The sequence below is a fragment of the Serinicoccus profundi genome (genome assembly GCF_008001015.1).
Classification (GTDB): domain Bacteria; phylum Actinomycetota; class Actinomycetes; order Actinomycetales; family Dermatophilaceae; genus Ornithinicoccus; species Ornithinicoccus profundi.
This window is the reverse complement of record NZ_CP042862.1, coordinates 3,339,041-3,353,394: the sequence shown is the minus strand read 5'-3', so window position 1 is coordinate 3,353,394 and position 14,354 is coordinate 3,339,041. Positions and strand designations below refer to the sequence as shown.

Here is a 14,354-nt window from a genome sequence, read left to right as displayed (position 1 = left end):
GGGTCTGATCCGGCCTAGTCGTTCTCGCGGAGCGCCAGCCCCTGCTCGGCCAGGGCCTCGGTGAGCCGGGCGATCGCGACCGGGCCGACGCCGTGCAGGGCGCTCAGCTCCGCCTCGCTCCAGCGCGCGACCTCCTCCAGGCTCCCCACCCCGGCCGCGCGCAGCGCCCGGGTGGCGGGCGCCCCGATCTCCCGGGGCAGCGGCATACCCGCAGGTCGGGGTGTGCGTCGCCGTGGCGGACCGCCGTGGTCCAGCACCGCCTCGCCACGGGGCGAGAGGCGGTAGCCGATGGCCAACGACTCGGTCAGCCCCTTCTCCTTGAGTTTGCGGACATCGGCCTTCCACGGCAGCGTCTCGCGACCGAGCCGGGCCGCGAGCTCCGGCGCCCGCACCTCCGGGTACTCGTCGATGAGGCGCAGGGTCTGGCGCGTCCACGGACCGTGCGCCGACGCCGCGTCGAGGCGGTCGAGCCAGGTGTGGATCGCGGCGATCTCCTCCTCGTCGGGCACCTGCTCGCGCAGCTCGGTGCGCGGGTCGGGCCCCGCATACCTCAGCCCGATCCGGTATGCCGGTCGCTCGGCCCGCACCGCGAGCCCGTCCCTGAGCGCGGAGAGGCTCGCGGCGCCCGCCCGACGGGCGTCCTGCGCCCGGAGCGTGGAGACCGACACCTGCTCCACCGAGGTCACCTCGACCAGCCCGACGGCGGTCCGCAGGCGCGTGCCGACCTTGACCCGCGGGCGGTCCCACCGACGGAAGGCCAGGTCGATCTCGCCGGCCCTGATCGCCGCCAGCTCGGCGGGACGGATCATCATGGTGTCTGCGCTCCCGGCATACGGACAGTCAACCGCACGCCGCCCCCAAACCCTCGCCGCTCCGACCCGTCCACGACCAGGAAAGGCCCCGATGACCACGCCGACCGCGCGCCAGGAGGCTGGTGCCCACCTCAGGCCCCGCGCCCACTTCACCCCCACGGGCACGTGGATGAACGACCCCAACGGACTCGTCCTCCACGAGGGCACCTACCACCTGTTCTTCCAGACCAACCCGCTCGGCCTGGAGTGGGGCAACATGTCGTGGGGCCACGCCACCTCGCCCGACCTGCTCACCTGGACCGAGCAGGACATCGCGCTGCGGTTCACGCAGGAGGAGGCGATCTTCTCCGGCAGCGTCGTCGTGGACCACGACAACACCTCCGGCCTCGGCGAGGACGGTCGGGCCCCGCTCGTCGCGCTCTACACCAGCCACTACCTCGAGGCGTCCCCACGCCACGGCACGCAGGCGCAGTCGGTGGCGTGGAGCACCGACTCGGGCCGGACCTGGCAGACCCACCCGGGCAACCCGGTCCTGGACCGCGGGAGCTCGGACTTCCGGGACCCCAAGGTCTTCTGGCACGAGGGGCGTGGCGCCTGGATCATGGTGGCCGTGGAGGCGATGGACCACCAGGTCGTCATCTATGCCTCGCCCGACCTGCTCACCTGGGAGCACCTGTCGACCTTCGGGCCGGTGGGCTCCACGGCCGGGGCCTGGGAGTGCCCGGACCTCTTCCGGCTGCCCGTCCGCGGCGAGCCCGGTGCTGAGGCCTGGGTGCTCGTCGTCAGCGTCGGGGACGGGGGCCCGGCCGGAGGGTCGGGGACGATGTATGTCGTCGGTGACTTCGACGGCACGACGTTCACCGCCCGTGAGGGTGAGACCGGGCAGTGGCTCGACGTGGGGCCGGACCACTACGCCGCCGTCTCCTTCGACAACACCGGCGAGCGTCGCGTCATGATCGGCTGGGCCTCCAACTGGGCGTATGCCGTGCGCACGCCGACCCCGACGTGGCGGTCGTCGATGTCGCTGGCCCGCGACGTGCACCTGGCGCGCTCGCGCGACGGCCAGCTGCGGCTGCACCAGCGGCCGGTCCTGCCCGAGGCGGATGACGTGCTTCAGCGGCGCTTCACCACCCCCGCGGGGACGACCCGCACGGCCACCGTCACCACCGAGGCCGGCCAGGACCCGCTGGTCATCAGGGTCGACACCGTGGGCGGCCGGCTGCGGCTGGACCGCTCCCGGTGCGGCGACGCGTCCTTCGACCCGCGGTTCGTGCCGGTCGTCGAGGCGGCCCTGCCCGAGCACGGTGTCGACGTGGACGTCCTCGTCGTCGTCGACGGGTGCGTGGTGGAGGTCTACGCGCTGGACGGCGAGCTCGCCCTCACCGCGCAGGTCTTCCCGGCCGCCGCCCTGACCCGGGTCACGGTCACCGAGGTGGCACCTGCGGTCTGAACGTGCCCGCGGTCAGTGCCGCGCGGCGGGATCGGTGCGGGCCAGCCAGTCCACGAGCGGGCGCAGCCGCGACCAGCGCTGGCGGACCTCCTCGACCAGCCGCGGCGTGGTGACGATGTCGCCGTCCTCGACCCACCGCATACCCGTCAGCGCCTTGTGCCGGAGCAGCTCGATCCGCTCGTGCTCACGGTCCCAGCCGCGTGGAGCGGTCTTGACCTGCTCGCCGCCGATCTCCCACCCCTCGCCGCGCAGGTCCTCGACGATCTGCCGCAGCTGCTGGCCGGTGCCGGGGGAGTCCACCGCGGCGCGGTAGGCCTTGAGCCGCGCGGAGTCCATCTGGTAGCAGCCGCCGCCCAGCATGAGCCCGTCGGCGGAGACCTGGACGTACCACCCGGTCGCCTCGGCCACCGCGACGTAGGCGCCCTGGTGCGTCTTGTAGGGGCTCTTGTCGGCCGAGAAGCGCACGTCGCGGTGCGGTCGGAAGAGCTTCGCCTCGCCGAAATCCTCGGCCAGCTCCGCGGTCAGCGCCTCCAGCGGCGCCCGCACGTGCTCCTCGTAGTCGGCCTTGTGCGCGGCCCAGAAGTCACGGCTGTTGTCCTGCTCCAGCCGGGCGTAGAAGTCGGTGGCGGCGTGCGGGATGCCGGTGAAGGTGCCCATGGGACCAGTGTGCACGGGTCGCACGAGAGCGTCAGAGCACGGGAGGACGAGTATCGGATCTGATAATCTTCAGGGATGGATCCACGGCTCACCGAGGTGCTCGCTTCTGCCGCACGACTGCAGCAGATGGTCCCCGACGCCGTCCTCGTGGGGGGGACGGCATCGGCTCTGCATGCCGGCCACCGACTCTCCCTCGACCACGATCACGTGCTGCTCGATCTCGCCGAGCGCTACGCCCAGGTCGTCGAGGCCGTCGAGGCGAGCGAGGGCTGGGTCACGAGCGTGCGCGCCAGCTCGCCGCCGCTCACCCTGCTGGGCTCCTTGGACGGGGTGGAGGCAGGGCTGCGGCAGCTGCGGCGGACCCGCCCGCTGGAGGTCTCCGAGGTCGAGATCGACGGGCGGTGCGCGACGGTGCGTGTGCCACCGCTGCCGGAGATGCTGCGCATCAAGGCCTACCTCGTGGTGCAACGCAATGCGACCCGCGACTACCTCGACACGGCGGCGATGGCGGACCGGCTGGGGCTGCCGCAGGCGGTGGAGGTCCTGGGGTCGATCGACGACTACTACGCGGACCGATCGGAGCAGGGCGACTCCGTCGTCACCACTCTCGTCGAGCGACTCGCGCAGCCACGCCCCCGGGACCACCGGGTCACCACCCAGCTCGAGCACTACAAGGGGCTCGAGGCCCGCTGGCAGGACTGGGCGGCCGTCCAGGCGGTCTGCCACGCACTCGCCGACGGCATCATCCGCCTCCTGGAGCCGCGGTGACCACGCCGATCCGCAACGTCGACGTCCATGGCGACAGTCCGCTCGAGGCCTGGCCCTATGAGGCCCTCGTGACGCTGATCGAGCGGGGCACCGCTCGCGACTGGGCCAGGATCACCGGGGCCGTGCGGCGCGATCCCTGGGGGCCGGTGGCGCGTCAGGTCGAGGAACACCTCGGGTATGCCGACGCCTCCGGTCGCACCGCGCTGCTCGGTCGGGCGGTCGCCTCGGCCCGCGAGGAGGCCGAGCGGGCCGAGCGGGCCGCGGTGGCTGCGGAGGTGGACCACCTGATCGAGCTGAGCGGTCTGACGGCTGCGGACTTCGCGCGGCGGCTGGGCACGTCGGCGCCGCGGCTGTCGACCTACCGCTCCGGGACCGTCGTGCCGTCCGCGGCGCTCGTGCTCCGGATGCGGCGGGTCGCCGGTGTGCCGGAGTCGTCGGTGCTGCCCTGAGCCCGAGGGGGCGTGCGGTCTGGGCCCCGACCTCTGAGCGAGGGCGCGGATAACCGGTTGCCCCGACCGCGGGTCGCCCGTCAGGTTGGCCCCATGACCTCCAGCGACCTGTGGGACGCCGACACCGCGGCCCGCTACGACCGGGCCAGAGCGGCGATGTTCGCCCCCGAGGTGCTCGACCCCACGGTCGACTTCCTCGCCGAGTTCGCCGGTGAGGGCCGCGCGCTGGAGCTGGCGATCGGGACGGGGCGGGTCGGCATACCTCTGCTCGAGCGGGGTGTCGATGTCACCGGGATCGAGCTCTCTGCGCCGATGGTCGAGCAGCTCCACCGGAAGCGGCCGGACCTGCCCGTGAGTGTCGGTGACATGGCCACGACGCGGGTGGAGGGGCGGTATGCGCTCGTCTACCTCGTCTTCAACACCATCGGCAACCTCTGCACCCAGGACGAGCAGGTCGCCTGCTTCGCCAACGCGGCGTCGCACCTGCAGCCCGGCGGCAGGTTCGTCGTCGAGGTCGGGGTGCCCGCGCTGCGGCAGCTGCCGCCCGGGCAGGTCGCGGTGCCCTTCGACGTGAGCGAGGGCCACGTCGGCCTCGACACCTACGACCCGGTGACGCAGCGGGCGACCTCCCACCACTACACCCGGCAGGCCGACGGCTCCTACCGCTACTGCCCGCACCACTACCGCTACGTCTGGCCGAGCGAGCTCGACCTCATGGCCCGGCTCGCCGGGATGCGCCTCGAGCGGCGGACGGCGGACTGGTCCGGGGCGGAGTTCACCGCGGAGTCCCAGAGCCACGTGTCGGTCTGGCGGCGCGACTGAGGGGACGGGGCGGACCGCTCATCACGCCAGGGTCAGTCGCCGGTCACCACGAGGTGCTGATGCCCGTCGATGCCCTCGCGGACGATGTCGAGGTGCCCCGCGTGCACCGACGTCTCGGTGAGGACGCGGAGCACGACCTCGTACCCGTCGGACATCGGTGCACCGCCGAAGACCTCCGCCGGCGGCCACCAGCGCGGTGGTGCCTCGAGGTCGACGGTGGCGAGGACATCGTCGCTGAGGGCGATGCGCCGCCGGTAGACCTCGACGGCCTGCGCGCCCGTCATGGGCGTCGACGACCACCCGTCGTGCAGCTCGGAGATGGCCGAGGCGTCGCCGCCGAGGACCGTCGAGATCCAGAACATCTCGTCGTCGAGGGCGAGGTGGTTGAGGAGTTGGGTGATGGACCAGCCGGAGGCGGTCACCGGCCGACCCAGGTCGTCCTCGCTCAGGCCGTCGACGGCCCGCAGGACATGCGCCCGCTCCCTTGCGAGCGCGGCGAGCAGGTGGGTGTGGGGCATGGGTGATGACTCCTCGGTGAACGGACGGCGGCGGGCTGGGTGGGGTCGACCGGCCTGGCCTTCGGGGACTGAGGCAGTGCGCTAGCGGGGCCCGAGTCCGGTCCGGCCGTCGAGCAGCTCACGGGCGATGTCGAGGTGGCCGGCGTGCCGAGCCGTCTCCTCGACGAGATGGAGCACGACGTCGCGGACGTTGTCGACGGGTGTCGGCAGGTCCGGTCGGCGCACGCCGGGAGGCCGGTCGTCGGGCGCCAGTCCCGCGAGGACGCGGTCGGTCTGGCGGCACTGATCCTGGTAGAAGGCGATGACGTCGACCACCCCTTGGTCGGACACGAACCCGGCATCCGCCCGATCCGCCTCCGCGCTCGGCCACTGCCGCGGTGTGACGCGGCCCGCGAGGACGATCTGCCCCCACAACCGCTCGGCCTCGCCGAGGTGCTCGAGGAGCCCGAGCGGCGTCCAGCCGGTCGGGACGACGGAGCGGCGCCACGACGTCTCGTCGAGGTCCGAGACGATCGCCAGGACGCAGGCTCGTTGTGCCGAGAGACAGGCCAGGAGGCCGTCGTGCTCGGCGGACCGGGATGTCATCCGGGGTCTGGCCCTGGTCACCGTCGCTCCGGCGATCCGTAGGCCGGCCGCAACGCCGCCCAGCGCTGCGACCACGGCCCCGTCGGGCGTCCGTCGAGAACGGTGCGGAGGTCCTCGAGGTGCGCCTGCCAGCCTGCTGCGTGGTCGGGCGCCTGGTCGGCCGGGATCCCCCGCTCCTCGATGACGAGGCGCGTGCCGTGGTCCTGCGCGCTGAGGAGTGCCTCGAGGGAGGTCTCGTCGGCCGCGTCCGGCTCCATCGTGAGCAGGAGGCGGTGCGGCGCGTCGCAGACCTCGATCCGGCCGGGGCCTTCCCAGCCGCCGACGAACGAGGCTCTGAAGAGCCCTCCTGGCTGCAGGTCACCCTCGACCGTCGCGATCCATCGGCGCAGCCTCGCGGGGTCGGTGATCGCCTGCCACAGGTCGTCGCTGTCGGTGTCGTAGACGTCTTCGACGTGGACGACGGACACGCCGTCCACCACTCTCACCTCGCCCAGCAGCCCGTTGTGGCCCATCGGTGACATCACTCGTTCCCCTGTCGGTCTCGGCGGCCTCGTGCCACCTCGGTGTGCAGCGCTCGCATCCGGTGCTCCCACTCCTGCCTGCGCGCGTCGAGCCAGTCGTCCACCTCGACGAGGCCCTGCGGGCGCAGACGGTAGATCCGGCGCTGGCCGTCGCGGCGGACGTCGACCAGACCTGCCTCGCGCAGCACCGACAGATGGCGTGAGACCCCGGGCTGCGCGATGGGCACGAGTGCGCCGAGGCCGCCGGCCGCTGTCTCGCCGACACTGAGCGCCTCGACCATGAGGCGTCGGTGGGGGTCTGCGAGGGCGTGGAGCACGGCATCCATGGCCTGGAAGATATCCATGCAGATATATATCTGTCAAGGTATATATAGACCGGGCCGCCCAGTGGGGCCACCGGACGCGTCGCTTGGGAGAGCGCGCTCATTGCCCCAGCCCTACTCTGAGCGACATGACTCCTTCTCGGCACGTCCCCCCCGTGAGGCGGGCACCGTGCGGAGTCACCGTGGTTGCAGGGGCCGCCACCGTGACTCCCGACCCCACGTGATCAGGTCTGTCCACGTCGTCATACCCGCTCGGGACGAGCGCGATCTGCTCGGTCCCTGCCTGACTGCGGTCCAGGCGGCGATGGACCACGCCCGCACTGCCCTGCCCGGGCTCTCCTGCCGGTGCACCGTCGTCCTCGACGGCTGCCGTGACGACTCGGCGCGGGTCGTGCGCGCCACCGGGGCGCGACCCCTCGTCGTCAACCACGGGGTGGTCGGCGCCGCGCGGCATACCGGCGCGCGCGCCGTCCTCGCGGCTGACGCAGCAGCGGGTGTGCCGGCCGCAGACTCCTGGATGGCGTGCACCGACGCCGACACGATCGTGCCGCGGCACTGGATCACCGGCCAACTCGAGCTCTCGGCCACCTACGACGCCGTCATCGGGACCGTCCAGCCGCTCGGCCTCACCGATCCGACGTTGCTGGCCCAATGGCACCTGCGCCACCAGCTGAGCGAGGGTCACCCGCACATCCACGGGGCCAACCTGGGCGTGCGGGGATCGACCTACCTCGAGATCGGCGGCTACCGACCGCTCAGCCGCGGCGAGGACGTCGACCTGGTCCGGCGCATCCGTGCCACCACGCCCCGCTGGGTCGCGACCGACACCGTCCGGGTGGACACCTCGGCACGCTTCAAGGGTCGCCTCAAGGGCGGGTTCTCCGACTATCTGGTGGACCTGCGGACCGACATCACGGACATCACCGGGGTGGCCGGCTGACGTGCGGGTCGCGATGCTGGCGACCTCCCGTCATCCCATCCGCGAGCCCTACGTCGGCGGCCAGGAGTCGCACACCGCCGTCCTCGCGCGCGGGCTGCGCGAGCAGGGGCACCACGTGCGGTTGTATGCCCGCCCCGGCACCGACCCCGAGCTCGCCGACGAGATCGTCCCCTACCCCGACCTCCCCCCACTGAGCGCCGTCGCGGCGGTCGACCCCGCGCTGCCGGAGCCGGAGTTCCTGCGCGACCACGCCGCCTTCCTCGCCGCCGTCCGCGACCTGCTGGCCCGCCCCGACGTCGACGTCGTCCACAACCAGAGCCTGCACTTCCTCCCGCTCGCGCTGAGCGAGGTCCTCCCGGCCCCCCTGGTGACCACCCTGCACACGCCACCCTTCCCCTGGATGGAGCTGGGCATCGCGCTCGCGGGGCCGCGCTCGGCCTACGTCTGCGTCAGCGGGGCGAGCGCCGCGGACTGGACGAGCCTGCCGCACCCGCCCCGGATCGTGCCCAACGGCGTCCGCGACGACGGCGAGGGCGCGGGCAGCGGTGGGCCCGACCTCGTGTGGATGGGCCGGCTGACCGCGATCAAGGGCGCCGACCTGGCGATCCGGGCGGCCCGCGCGGCGGGACGGCGGCTGTCGCTTGTCGGCCCGGTGAGTGACCCGGAGTGGTATGCCCACGCCGTCGCCCCGTTGCTCGGCCCGGACGTGGAGCACCACGGCCACCTCACGCATACCGACCTCGCCCGGCTGGTGCGCTCCAGCGCGGCCACCCTGGTCACCCCGCGGTGGGACGAGCCCTTCGGGCTGGTCGCGGCGGAGTCGACGGTGTGGGGGACGCCGGTGGTCGCCCTCGACCGTGGCGGCCTGCGCGAGGTGGTGCAGGAGGGCACCGGTGTCCTGGTCGACGACCGCGGCGCCGGCGAGGGCACGGTGGTGGACCGGCTGCGCGACGGCGTCGAGGCGGTGCGGGACCTCCCGCGCGCGTCGGTGCGCGAGCGCGCGCTCGCCCACCTCGGGGCGGACGTCATGGTGTCGCGCTACCTGCTGGTCTATCGCGAGCTCGTCGCCGAGGACCCCGCATGAGCACCATCGGCTGGTATGCCCACCACCACGGCGCCGGGCACCGGACCCGGGCCCGCGTGGTCGGGGCCGAGCTGGTCGCCCGTGGTCTGAGCGTCACCGTCCTCGGCTCGGGGCTGGACGCGGAGGTGCTGGCGACCGACGGACTGGGCTGTGTCGACCTCCCGCTGGACCACCCGGTGGCGCCAGGTGAGGACGACTCCGAGGTGGAGGCGACGGCACGGGGACTGCTGCACTGGGCGCCGCTGCGACAGGAGGGGTTGCGGGCCCGGATGGCGCGGATCTCCGCATGGCTCGAGGCGGAGCAGCCGTCCCTCCTGGTCGTCGACGTCTCGACCGAGGTGGCGCTGCTGGCCCGCCTGCACGGCATACCCGTCGTGCTCGTCGCCCAGCCCGGAGACCGCCGGGACGAGCCGCACACCCTCGCCCTGCGCTGCGCCTCGGCTGTCCTCGCCCCCTGGCCGGGGTGGGCGACGGAGTCCCTGTGGCGCACGGCCGTCCCGCACGCCGAGCTCGACCTGGTGGCGGTCGGTGGGGTGGCGCGCGCCCGGGTCGAGCCGGGGGAGGTGGGTCGGCCCTACGGGCTGGTGCTCGCCGGAGGCGAGGGCTTCGACGACCCGGGCACGGCGGGTGAGATCGAGCGGGCCGTGCCCGAGCTGGACTGGGTCGTGCTCGACGGCCGGACCTGGGTGACGGACGTCCGGTCGCTCGTCGCGGGCAGCGAGGTGGTCGTGGCGCACGGTGGACAGAACGCGGTGGCCGACATCGCGCGCCACCAGCGTCCGGCGGTGCTGGCGCCCCAACGCCGGCCGCACGCGGAGCAGGAGCACCTCGCCCGCGCCCTGGATGCCGCGGGTCTGGCGGTGCCCGCCGATCCAGTCCGGGTGCAGCAGGAGGGGTGGGCCGGCCTCGTGGCGCGGGCACGCTCTCTTGGTGGCGAGGGCTGGGCGCGCTGGGAGTGTGACGGCGCGGCCGCCCGCGCGGCGGACGCCCTGGTGCGGGTGGCGACCGGGGCTGGCTCGGCGTCGACGAGGAGGAAGGTCGGCCATGGGTGAGGAGGTCAGCGACGGGCAGCGTGGTGGCTCGTCCGGTCGGGGTCTGCGGGTGGGCGTCGTCACGGTGGCTCACGGGCGGCACGACCACCTCCGTGAGCAGCGGCGGGTGCTGGTGCAGGTCGCGCCGGAGGTTCACCACGTCGTGGTCGCGATCGACGACCGGGCGATCGGTGACGTGGTCGGCGGCGAGGCGGATGACTTCGGTCAGGCGCGCGAGGCATCAGGTGGCGCCGGGAGTCGCGAGTCGTGTGGCGGTGTCGAGGTGCTGCACGTCCCCACGGACCCGCGCGGTCTGCCCCTGGCCCGCGCCCGCAACCTCGGTGTCGGGGCTGCGGTGGCCGCCGGGTGCGAGCTGCTGGTGCTGCTCGACGTCGACTGCGTGCTGGCCCCGGGCGCGGTCGAGGCCTACGTCGCCGCCGCCGCGCGCTTCCCCGACGCCCTGCTGGCCGGCCCGGTGACGTACCTGCCCGAGGGGCAGGAGGTGCCGGCGGACCCGGCCCGGCTCCTCGACCTGGTCGACCCGCACCCCTCCCGTCCCTCACCCCCGGCCGGGGATGTCCTCACGGGGGGTGACCACCGCCTGTTCTGGTCCTTGAGCGCCGCCCTGACAGAGGCCACGTGGCGCCGGATCGGGGGCTTCGACGAGGCATACGTCGGGTATGGCGCGGAGGACACCGATGTCGGTCGCCGCGCTCAGGAGCGGGGTGTGGACCTGGCCTGGGTCGGTGGCGCGGACGCGTTCCACCAGTACCACCCGGTCTCCCGGCCCCCGGTCGAGCACCTGGTCGACATCGTCCGCAACGCGACCCTCTACCACCAGCGGTGGGGGCAGTGGCCGATGGCGGGGTGGCTGGAGGAGTTCGCGCGTCGGGGTCTCATCGACTGGACCGAGGCCGGACCCACCGTGTCCGTGCGCGGCGCGGGCCGGCGCTGAGAGCGCCGGTCAGCCCCGGAGGATCGCGCCGACGCAGCGGGCCACCGTGGGCTCGACGTCCTCGGGGGTGAAGACGGTCCCGGGGGTGATGAGCTGCACGCAGATGCCGTCGAGGACGCTGAGGACGAATCGCAGCGCGCCCTCCCGGTCATCGAGGAGCGCACCCTCCTCCTCCAGCTGGCGCATCCAGCCGTCGATCCGGGCACGGGTCAGGGCCGCCAGTCGTGCCAGGGTGCGGGTCCCGGACGCGGTCGCTGTCGGCCCGACGGCCGTGGCGTAGGACGTGAACCACAGGGCCGTCGTCTCGGGGCGGAGAAAGTCCGGGGGGAAGAACTGCATCAGGCACTCGAGCAGGCGCCGACGCGGAGCGACGCGTCGATCGCCGATCCGCAGGTCCGACAGCATCCGGTCCAGCGCGGGTCCGAGGAGCGCGTCGTAGAGGTCGCACTGGGTCGGGAAGTAGTGCCGCAAGGTGGTCGCGCCGATGCCCGCCCGCCGCGCCACGCTGCGCACGCTGACCGCCTCCAGGCCGCCCTCGGCGGCGAGCGCCCGCGCGGCCTGCACGATCTGCTCCCGGCGCTCTGCCGTCATGACGCTCCTCACCGGCACAGTGTGCTAGTACACCGTGCTAATCTGCTGCCGACACTGTACACAGGGGACACCGACCGGGAGGGTCATGATGATCGACAACCTGCAGGAGTTCACCGAAGGGCTCCCGCCGCTGCTGCAGTGGCTCGGGGTGATGGCCGCAGCAGCCATCCCCTTCGTTGAGAGCTACTTCGGCGCGGTGATCGGTGTGCTCGCGGGCCTCAACCCGGTGGTGGCGATCATCGCCGCCGTGGTGGGCAATGTCATCTCGATGGTCCTCGTCGTCCTGTCCGCGGACCGGCTGCGCGCCCGGCGAGGGGTGACTCCCGTCGAGCAGCTGTCGCCGCGCAAGCAGCGCCTGCGCCGGATGCTCGACCGCTTCGGGGTGCCGGGCGTGAGCCTGCTGGGGCAGACCGTCCTGCCGAGCCAGATCACCTCAGGTGCCCTGGTCGCCTTCGGCGCCAGCACCCGCGGGGTCATCGGGTGGCAGGTGGTCTCCATCATCCTGTGGGGCGTCGCCTTCGGCACGCTGGCCGTCCTCGGGGTGGACCTGGTCCAGAACTCCTAGCTCCTGGGTGAGGGCCGCCGAGACGGCTCCGACCACGGCCGGGGCGCGGGTCTCCGGCAGCCGGGCGTACCCGATGACCAGGCCGGGCCGCGGTGGGCCGAGGTAGTAGGCGCTGAGCGGTTCGACCCAGATGCCGCTCTCGCGCAGCCGGCCGATGACCGCACGGTCATCGATGGCTCGGTCGAGCAGGAGGACCAGGTGCAGCCCGGCCTCGACGCCGCTCACCACCAGGTCCGGCAGCTGCTCCCCGACGGCGTGGACCAGGGCGTCGCGGCGGGCGCGGTAGAGCCGGGCCGCCCGCGCCAGGTGCCGACCCAGCGCGCCCGAGTCGATGAGGTGGGCGAGCGCCCTGGACGCCACGGGGGAGGCCCCGAGCGAGAGCTGGTCCTGCGCCTGGCGGACGGCCGTGAGCAGGTGCGGTGGGGGCACCACCCAGGCGAGCCCGAGGTCCGGGGTGAGGATCTTGGAGGCGGTGCCGACGTAGGCGACGCAGTCCGCCCCGCCGGGGAGCGACCGCAGCGCCGGCATCGGGGGCACGCCGTAGCGGAACTCGCCGTCGTAGTCGTCCTCGACGATCAACCGGCCGGCCTGACGCGCCTGCCCCACCACCTCGACCCGGCGGGGGAGCGGCATCCGGGCACCGAGCGGGTACTGGTGCGCCGGGGTGAGGTACGCCGCCGCATCGTCGGGGTCCAGGAGCGCCGGGTCCAGCCCGTCGTCGTCGACCGGCACCCCGCGGACCCTCGCCCCGGCGGCCTCGAACGCCGCTCGCGCGCGGCGGTAGCCGGGGTCCTCGACCGCGACCGTCCGGCCCACCAGCCCCGCCGCCCGGGTCAGGACGGTGAAGGCGGCGCTCGCGTTGGGCACGACGACGACCTCCTCGGGCGCGACGGCCAGACCGCGGAGCCGGCGCAGGTGATCGGCGAGCGCCGCCTCCAGCTCGGGGTGGCGCGTGCGGCTCAGCGCCTCCGCCCCCGGCTGGTCGGGTATGCCGTGCCGCCAGGCCGTCCGCCAGTCGCGGGTGGAGATGAGGGCAGGCTCGGCGTGGCCGGGTCGCAGGTCGAGGTCACCTGGCGGCGGGGTGGCGACGCCGCCGCTGGGGTCGGCGTGCCCACGCATCGCCGAAGCCTCCCGCCGCGCCCGCCCCCTCAGCTGCTCTCGACCGGTCGGATCGGTGGGTGCGGGTCCATCCCCGGGCGTGCGTGCGCGGGTCTGCTGCCGCGACTCGGTCCTGCGCTGCTCTCCACCCGGCGGCTGGACGGCCCGCGCGGCGACGTCGGCGCCCTGCACGACGAAGGTGCCGCTGCCGGTCCGCCCCTCGGCGTAGCCCGCGGCGACGAGCTCGTCGTAGGCCCCCACGACCGCCCCGCGGCCGACCCCGAGCTGCTCGGCCAGTCGTCGGGTCGCAGGCAGCGCGTCCCCCGGCCGCAGGGACCCCGAGGCCAGCGCCTCGACCGCGGCGGCGGCGATCCGGTGCGGCAGCGACCCCGGGCCGGAGGAGAGGCGCAGTGGTCCCTGCCAGGTGGATGACGGCATACCTCGTCCTCTGAAATGGTCTGGTGATCGGTGCAGCAAATGGCTCTGGAAGGAGGTCCAGATGTCCGCCACCCTAGACCCATGACCGATCTGGCGACGCCGACCCGCAAGCCCGAGCGCTACACCTCCGAGCGCGCCGCCCTCGACGACCTGCTCGACACCGTGCCGGTGGGCGTGCTGTCGACCGTGGTCGACGGTATGCCGTGGTCGGTCCCGCTGCTCCTCGCCCGCGACGGCGACCGCGTGCTGCTGCACGGGTCCACCGGCGCGGGCGCGCTGCGTCACCTCATCGCCGGGGCGCCGCTGACCCTCACGGTATTCGCGCTCGACGGTCTCGTGGTGGCTGAGAGCGCCTTCGACTCCTCGGCCAACTACCGCAGCGCGGTGCTGCGGGGCACGGCCGTCGAGCTGGACGCCGAGGAGTCCTGGGCCGCTCTGGAGCGGATGACCGACCGTCTGCTCCCCGGCCGTACTCAGGAGATCCGGGCCAGCAGCACCAAGGAGATGCGGGCGACGACGTGCCTGGCGCTGCCGATCGAGGAGGGCTCCTGGCTGTTCAAGGCGCGCACCGGCGGCTGCGACGCACCCCAGGACCAGGGCGTCTGGACCGGTGTCGTGCCGCTGGCCGTGGTGGCAGGTGAGCCGGAGCCGACGCCGGGCGTGAGTGCGCCGGTGCCGGCCTCCGTGGAGGCGGTGCGCCAGGCATACCCCTCGGCAGGAGCCTGAGCGTTCCGCCCTCGGGCGGCG

At 73.6% G+C, this 14,354-nt stretch carries 17 protein-coding genes and 1 pseudogene; 10 read left to right on the top strand and 8 right to left on the bottom strand.

What is annotated here, in order from left to right; genetic code table 11:
• Positions 1-14: 14 nt before the first annotated feature.
• Entirely contained in the window at positions 15-812 is a 798-nt protein-coding gene (locus tag FA582_RS15705) for a helix-hairpin-helix domain-containing protein (protein ID WP_010146791.1), read from the bottom strand.
• A gap of 91 nt (positions 813-903) precedes the next feature.
• Here FA582_RS15705 and FA582_RS15700 point away from each other — a divergent pair, with 91 nt between their 5' ends.
• A complete protein-coding gene (locus FA582_RS15700; RefSeq protein ID WP_010146789.1) occupies positions 904-2,262 on the top strand; it encodes a glycoside hydrolase family 32 protein in 1,359 nt (452 codons plus the stop codon).
• 12 nt (positions 2,263-2,274) lie between these two features.
• Here the strand turns inward: FA582_RS15700 and FA582_RS15695 are convergent, their stop codons facing one another.
• Complete coding sequence (locus FA582_RS15695) at positions 2,275-2,919, bottom strand: DUF2461 domain-containing protein (RefSeq protein WP_010146788.1); 645 nt, start codon at positions 2,917-2,919, stop codon at positions 2,275-2,277.
• 75 nt (positions 2,920-2,994) lie between these two features.
• On the opposite strand from FA582_RS15695, the gene FA582_RS15690 reads away from it, so the two are divergent.
• The 3 genes from FA582_RS15690 to FA582_RS15680 all read left to right on the top strand — a co-directional run bounded on the left by FA582_RS15690 (position 2,995) and on the right by FA582_RS15680 (position 4,958).
• Positions 2,995-3,687 (top strand): hypothetical protein, encoded by a 693-nt coding sequence (locus FA582_RS15690; protein WP_010146787.1) that lies wholly within the window; start codon positions 2,995-2,997, stop codon positions 3,685-3,687.
• A complete protein-coding gene (locus FA582_RS15685; protein ID WP_010146786.1) occupies positions 3,684-4,136 on the top strand; it encodes a helix-turn-helix domain-containing protein in 453 nt (150 codons plus the stop codon). Before FA582_RS15690 ends, FA582_RS15685 begins: the two co-directional genes overlap by 4 nt.
• A 93-nt stretch (positions 4,137-4,229) precedes the next feature.
• Positions 4,230-4,958 (top strand): class I SAM-dependent DNA methyltransferase, encoded by a 729-nt coding sequence (locus tag FA582_RS15680; protein WP_010146785.1) that lies wholly within the window; start codon positions 4,230-4,232, stop codon positions 4,956-4,958.
• Between the two features lie 32 nt (positions 4,959-4,990).
• Here the strand turns inward: FA582_RS15680 and FA582_RS15675 are convergent, their stop codons facing one another.
• The 4 genes from FA582_RS15675 to FA582_RS15660 form a co-directional block, all read right to left on the bottom strand.
• A complete protein-coding gene (locus FA582_RS15675) occupies positions 4,991-5,476 on the bottom strand; it encodes a mycothiol transferase (protein WP_010146783.1) in 486 nt (161 codons plus the stop codon).
• A gap of 81 nt (positions 5,477-5,557) precedes the next feature.
• Entirely contained in the window at positions 5,558-6,061 is a 504-nt protein-coding gene (locus FA582_RS15670; protein ID WP_010146782.1) for a DinB family protein, read from the bottom strand.
• 17 nt (positions 6,062-6,078) lie between these two features.
• Positions 6,079-6,582: an SRPBCC family protein gene (locus FA582_RS15665; RefSeq protein ID WP_010146781.1), complete on the bottom strand. Its 504-nt coding sequence runs from the start codon at positions 6,580-6,582 to the stop codon at positions 6,079-6,081.
• The gene (locus tag FA582_RS15660; RefSeq protein WP_238705453.1) at positions 6,582-6,926 is read right to left on the bottom strand and encodes an ArsR/SmtB family transcription factor; all 345 of its coding nucleotides are present in this window, start codon (positions 6,924-6,926) and stop codon (positions 6,582-6,584) included. Before FA582_RS15660 ends, FA582_RS15665 begins: the two co-directional genes overlap by 1 nt.
• Positions 6,927-7,125: 199 nt before the next feature.
• Here FA582_RS15660 and FA582_RS15655 point away from each other — a divergent pair, with 199 nt between their 5' ends.
• Genes FA582_RS15655 through FA582_RS15640 form a run of 4 tightly spaced genes read left to right on the top strand, consistent with a single transcriptional unit; the run spans position 7,126 to position 10,915 of the window.
• Positions 7,126-7,845 carry a glycosyltransferase family 2 protein gene (locus tag FA582_RS15655; RefSeq protein WP_237707478.1) on the top strand — a complete coding sequence of 240 codons (720 nt, stop codon included), beginning with the start codon at positions 7,126-7,128 and terminating at the stop codon, positions 7,843-7,845.
• Between the two features lie 13 nt (positions 7,846-7,858).
• A complete protein-coding gene (locus tag FA582_RS15650) occupies positions 7,859-8,929 on the top strand; it encodes a glycosyltransferase (protein WP_238705452.1) in 1,071 nt (356 codons plus the stop codon).
• Positions 8,926-9,981: a glycosyltransferase gene (locus FA582_RS15645; protein WP_010146775.1), complete on the top strand. Its 1,056-nt coding sequence runs from the start codon at positions 8,926-8,928 to the stop codon at positions 9,979-9,981. Before FA582_RS15650 ends, FA582_RS15645 begins: the two co-directional genes overlap by 4 nt.
• On the top strand, positions 9,974-10,915 hold the full coding sequence (locus FA582_RS15640) for a glycosyltransferase family 2 protein (protein WP_010146773.1): 942 nt from the start codon (positions 9,974-9,976) through the stop codon (positions 10,913-10,915). The genes FA582_RS15645 and FA582_RS15640 overlap by 8 nt, the downstream gene beginning before the upstream one ends.
• Positions 10,916-10,924: 9 nt before the next feature.
• On the opposite strand, the gene FA582_RS15635 is transcribed toward FA582_RS15640, so the two are convergent.
• The gene (locus FA582_RS15635; RefSeq protein ID WP_010146772.1) at positions 10,925-11,506 is read right to left on the bottom strand and encodes a TetR/AcrR family transcriptional regulator; all 582 of its coding nucleotides are present in this window, start codon (positions 11,504-11,506) and stop codon (positions 10,925-10,927) included.
• A gap of 85 nt (positions 11,507-11,591) precedes the next feature.
• Here FA582_RS15635 and FA582_RS17295 point away from each other — a divergent pair, with 85 nt between their 5' ends.
• Entirely contained in the window at positions 11,592-12,071 is a 480-nt protein-coding gene (locus FA582_RS17295) for a hypothetical protein (RefSeq protein ID WP_338093010.1), read from the top strand.
• Positions 12,072-12,113: 42 nt separating this feature from the next.
• Here the strand turns inward: FA582_RS17295 and pdxR are convergent.
• Positions 12,114-13,607 (bottom strand): annotated as a pseudogene (gene pdxR, locus FA582_RS15625) (MocR-like pyridoxine biosynthesis transcription factor PdxR); the annotation flags it as partial.
• An 81-nt stretch (positions 13,608-13,688) separates the two neighbouring features.
• Here pdxR and FA582_RS15620 point away from each other — a divergent pair.
• Complete coding sequence (locus tag FA582_RS15620; RefSeq protein WP_010146768.1) at positions 13,689-14,333, top strand: pyridoxamine 5'-phosphate oxidase family protein; 645 nt, start codon at positions 13,689-13,691, stop codon at positions 14,331-14,333.
• Positions 14,334-14,354: the final 21 nt, after the last annotated feature.

Bases quoted from the DNA above. Each gene is read 5' to 3' on its own strand.
- FA582_RS15670 (WP_010146782.1), bottom strand. From the start codon at position 6,061: ATGACATCCCGGTCCGCCGAGCACGACGGCCTCCTGGCCTGTCTCTCG.
- FA582_RS15640 (WP_010146773.1), top strand. From the start codon at position 9,974: ATGGGTGAGGAGGTCAGCGACGGGCAGCGTGGTGGCTCGTCCGGTCGG.
- FA582_RS15690 (WP_010146787.1), top strand. From the start codon at position 2,995: ATGGATCCACGGCTCACCGAGGTGCTCGCTTCTGCCGCACGACTGCAG.
- FA582_RS17295 (WP_338093010.1), top strand. From the start codon at position 11,592: ATGATGATCGACAACCTGCAGGAGTTCACCGAAGGGCTCCCGCCGCTG.
- FA582_RS15675 (WP_010146783.1), bottom strand. From the start codon at position 5,476: ATGCCCCACACCCACCTGCTCGCCGCGCTCGCAAGGGAGCGGGCGCAT.
- FA582_RS15620 (WP_010146768.1), top strand. From the start codon at position 13,689: ATGACCGATCTGGCGACGCCGACCCGCAAGCCCGAGCGCTACACCTCC.
- FA582_RS15635 (WP_010146772.1), bottom strand. From the start codon at position 11,506: ATGACGGCAGAGCGCCGGGAGCAGATCGTGCAGGCCGCGCGGGCGCTC.
- FA582_RS15645 (WP_010146775.1), top strand. From the start codon at position 8,926: ATGAGCACCATCGGCTGGTATGCCCACCACCACGGCGCCGGGCACCGG.
- FA582_RS15680 (WP_010146785.1), top strand. From the start codon at position 4,230: ATGACCTCCAGCGACCTGTGGGACGCCGACACCGCGGCCCGCTACGAC.
- FA582_RS15660 (WP_238705453.1), bottom strand. From the start codon at position 6,926: ATGGATATCTTCCAGGCCATGGATGCCGTGCTCCACGCCCTCGCAGAC.
- FA582_RS15650 (WP_238705452.1), top strand. From the start codon at position 7,859: ATGCTGGCGACCTCCCGTCATCCCATCCGCGAGCCCTACGTCGGCGGC.
- FA582_RS15705 (WP_010146791.1), bottom strand. From the start codon at position 812: ATGATGATCCGTCCCGCCGAGCTGGCGGCGATCAGGGCCGGCGAGATC.
- FA582_RS15665 (WP_010146781.1), bottom strand. From the start codon at position 6,582: ATGTCACCGATGGGCCACAACGGGCTGCTGGGCGAGGTGAGAGTGGTG.
- FA582_RS15695 (WP_010146788.1), bottom strand. From the start codon at position 2,919: ATGGGCACCTTCACCGGCATCCCGCACGCCGCCACCGACTTCTACGCC.
- FA582_RS15700 (WP_010146789.1), top strand. From the start codon at position 904: ATGACCACGCCGACCGCGCGCCAGGAGGCTGGTGCCCACCTCAGGCCC.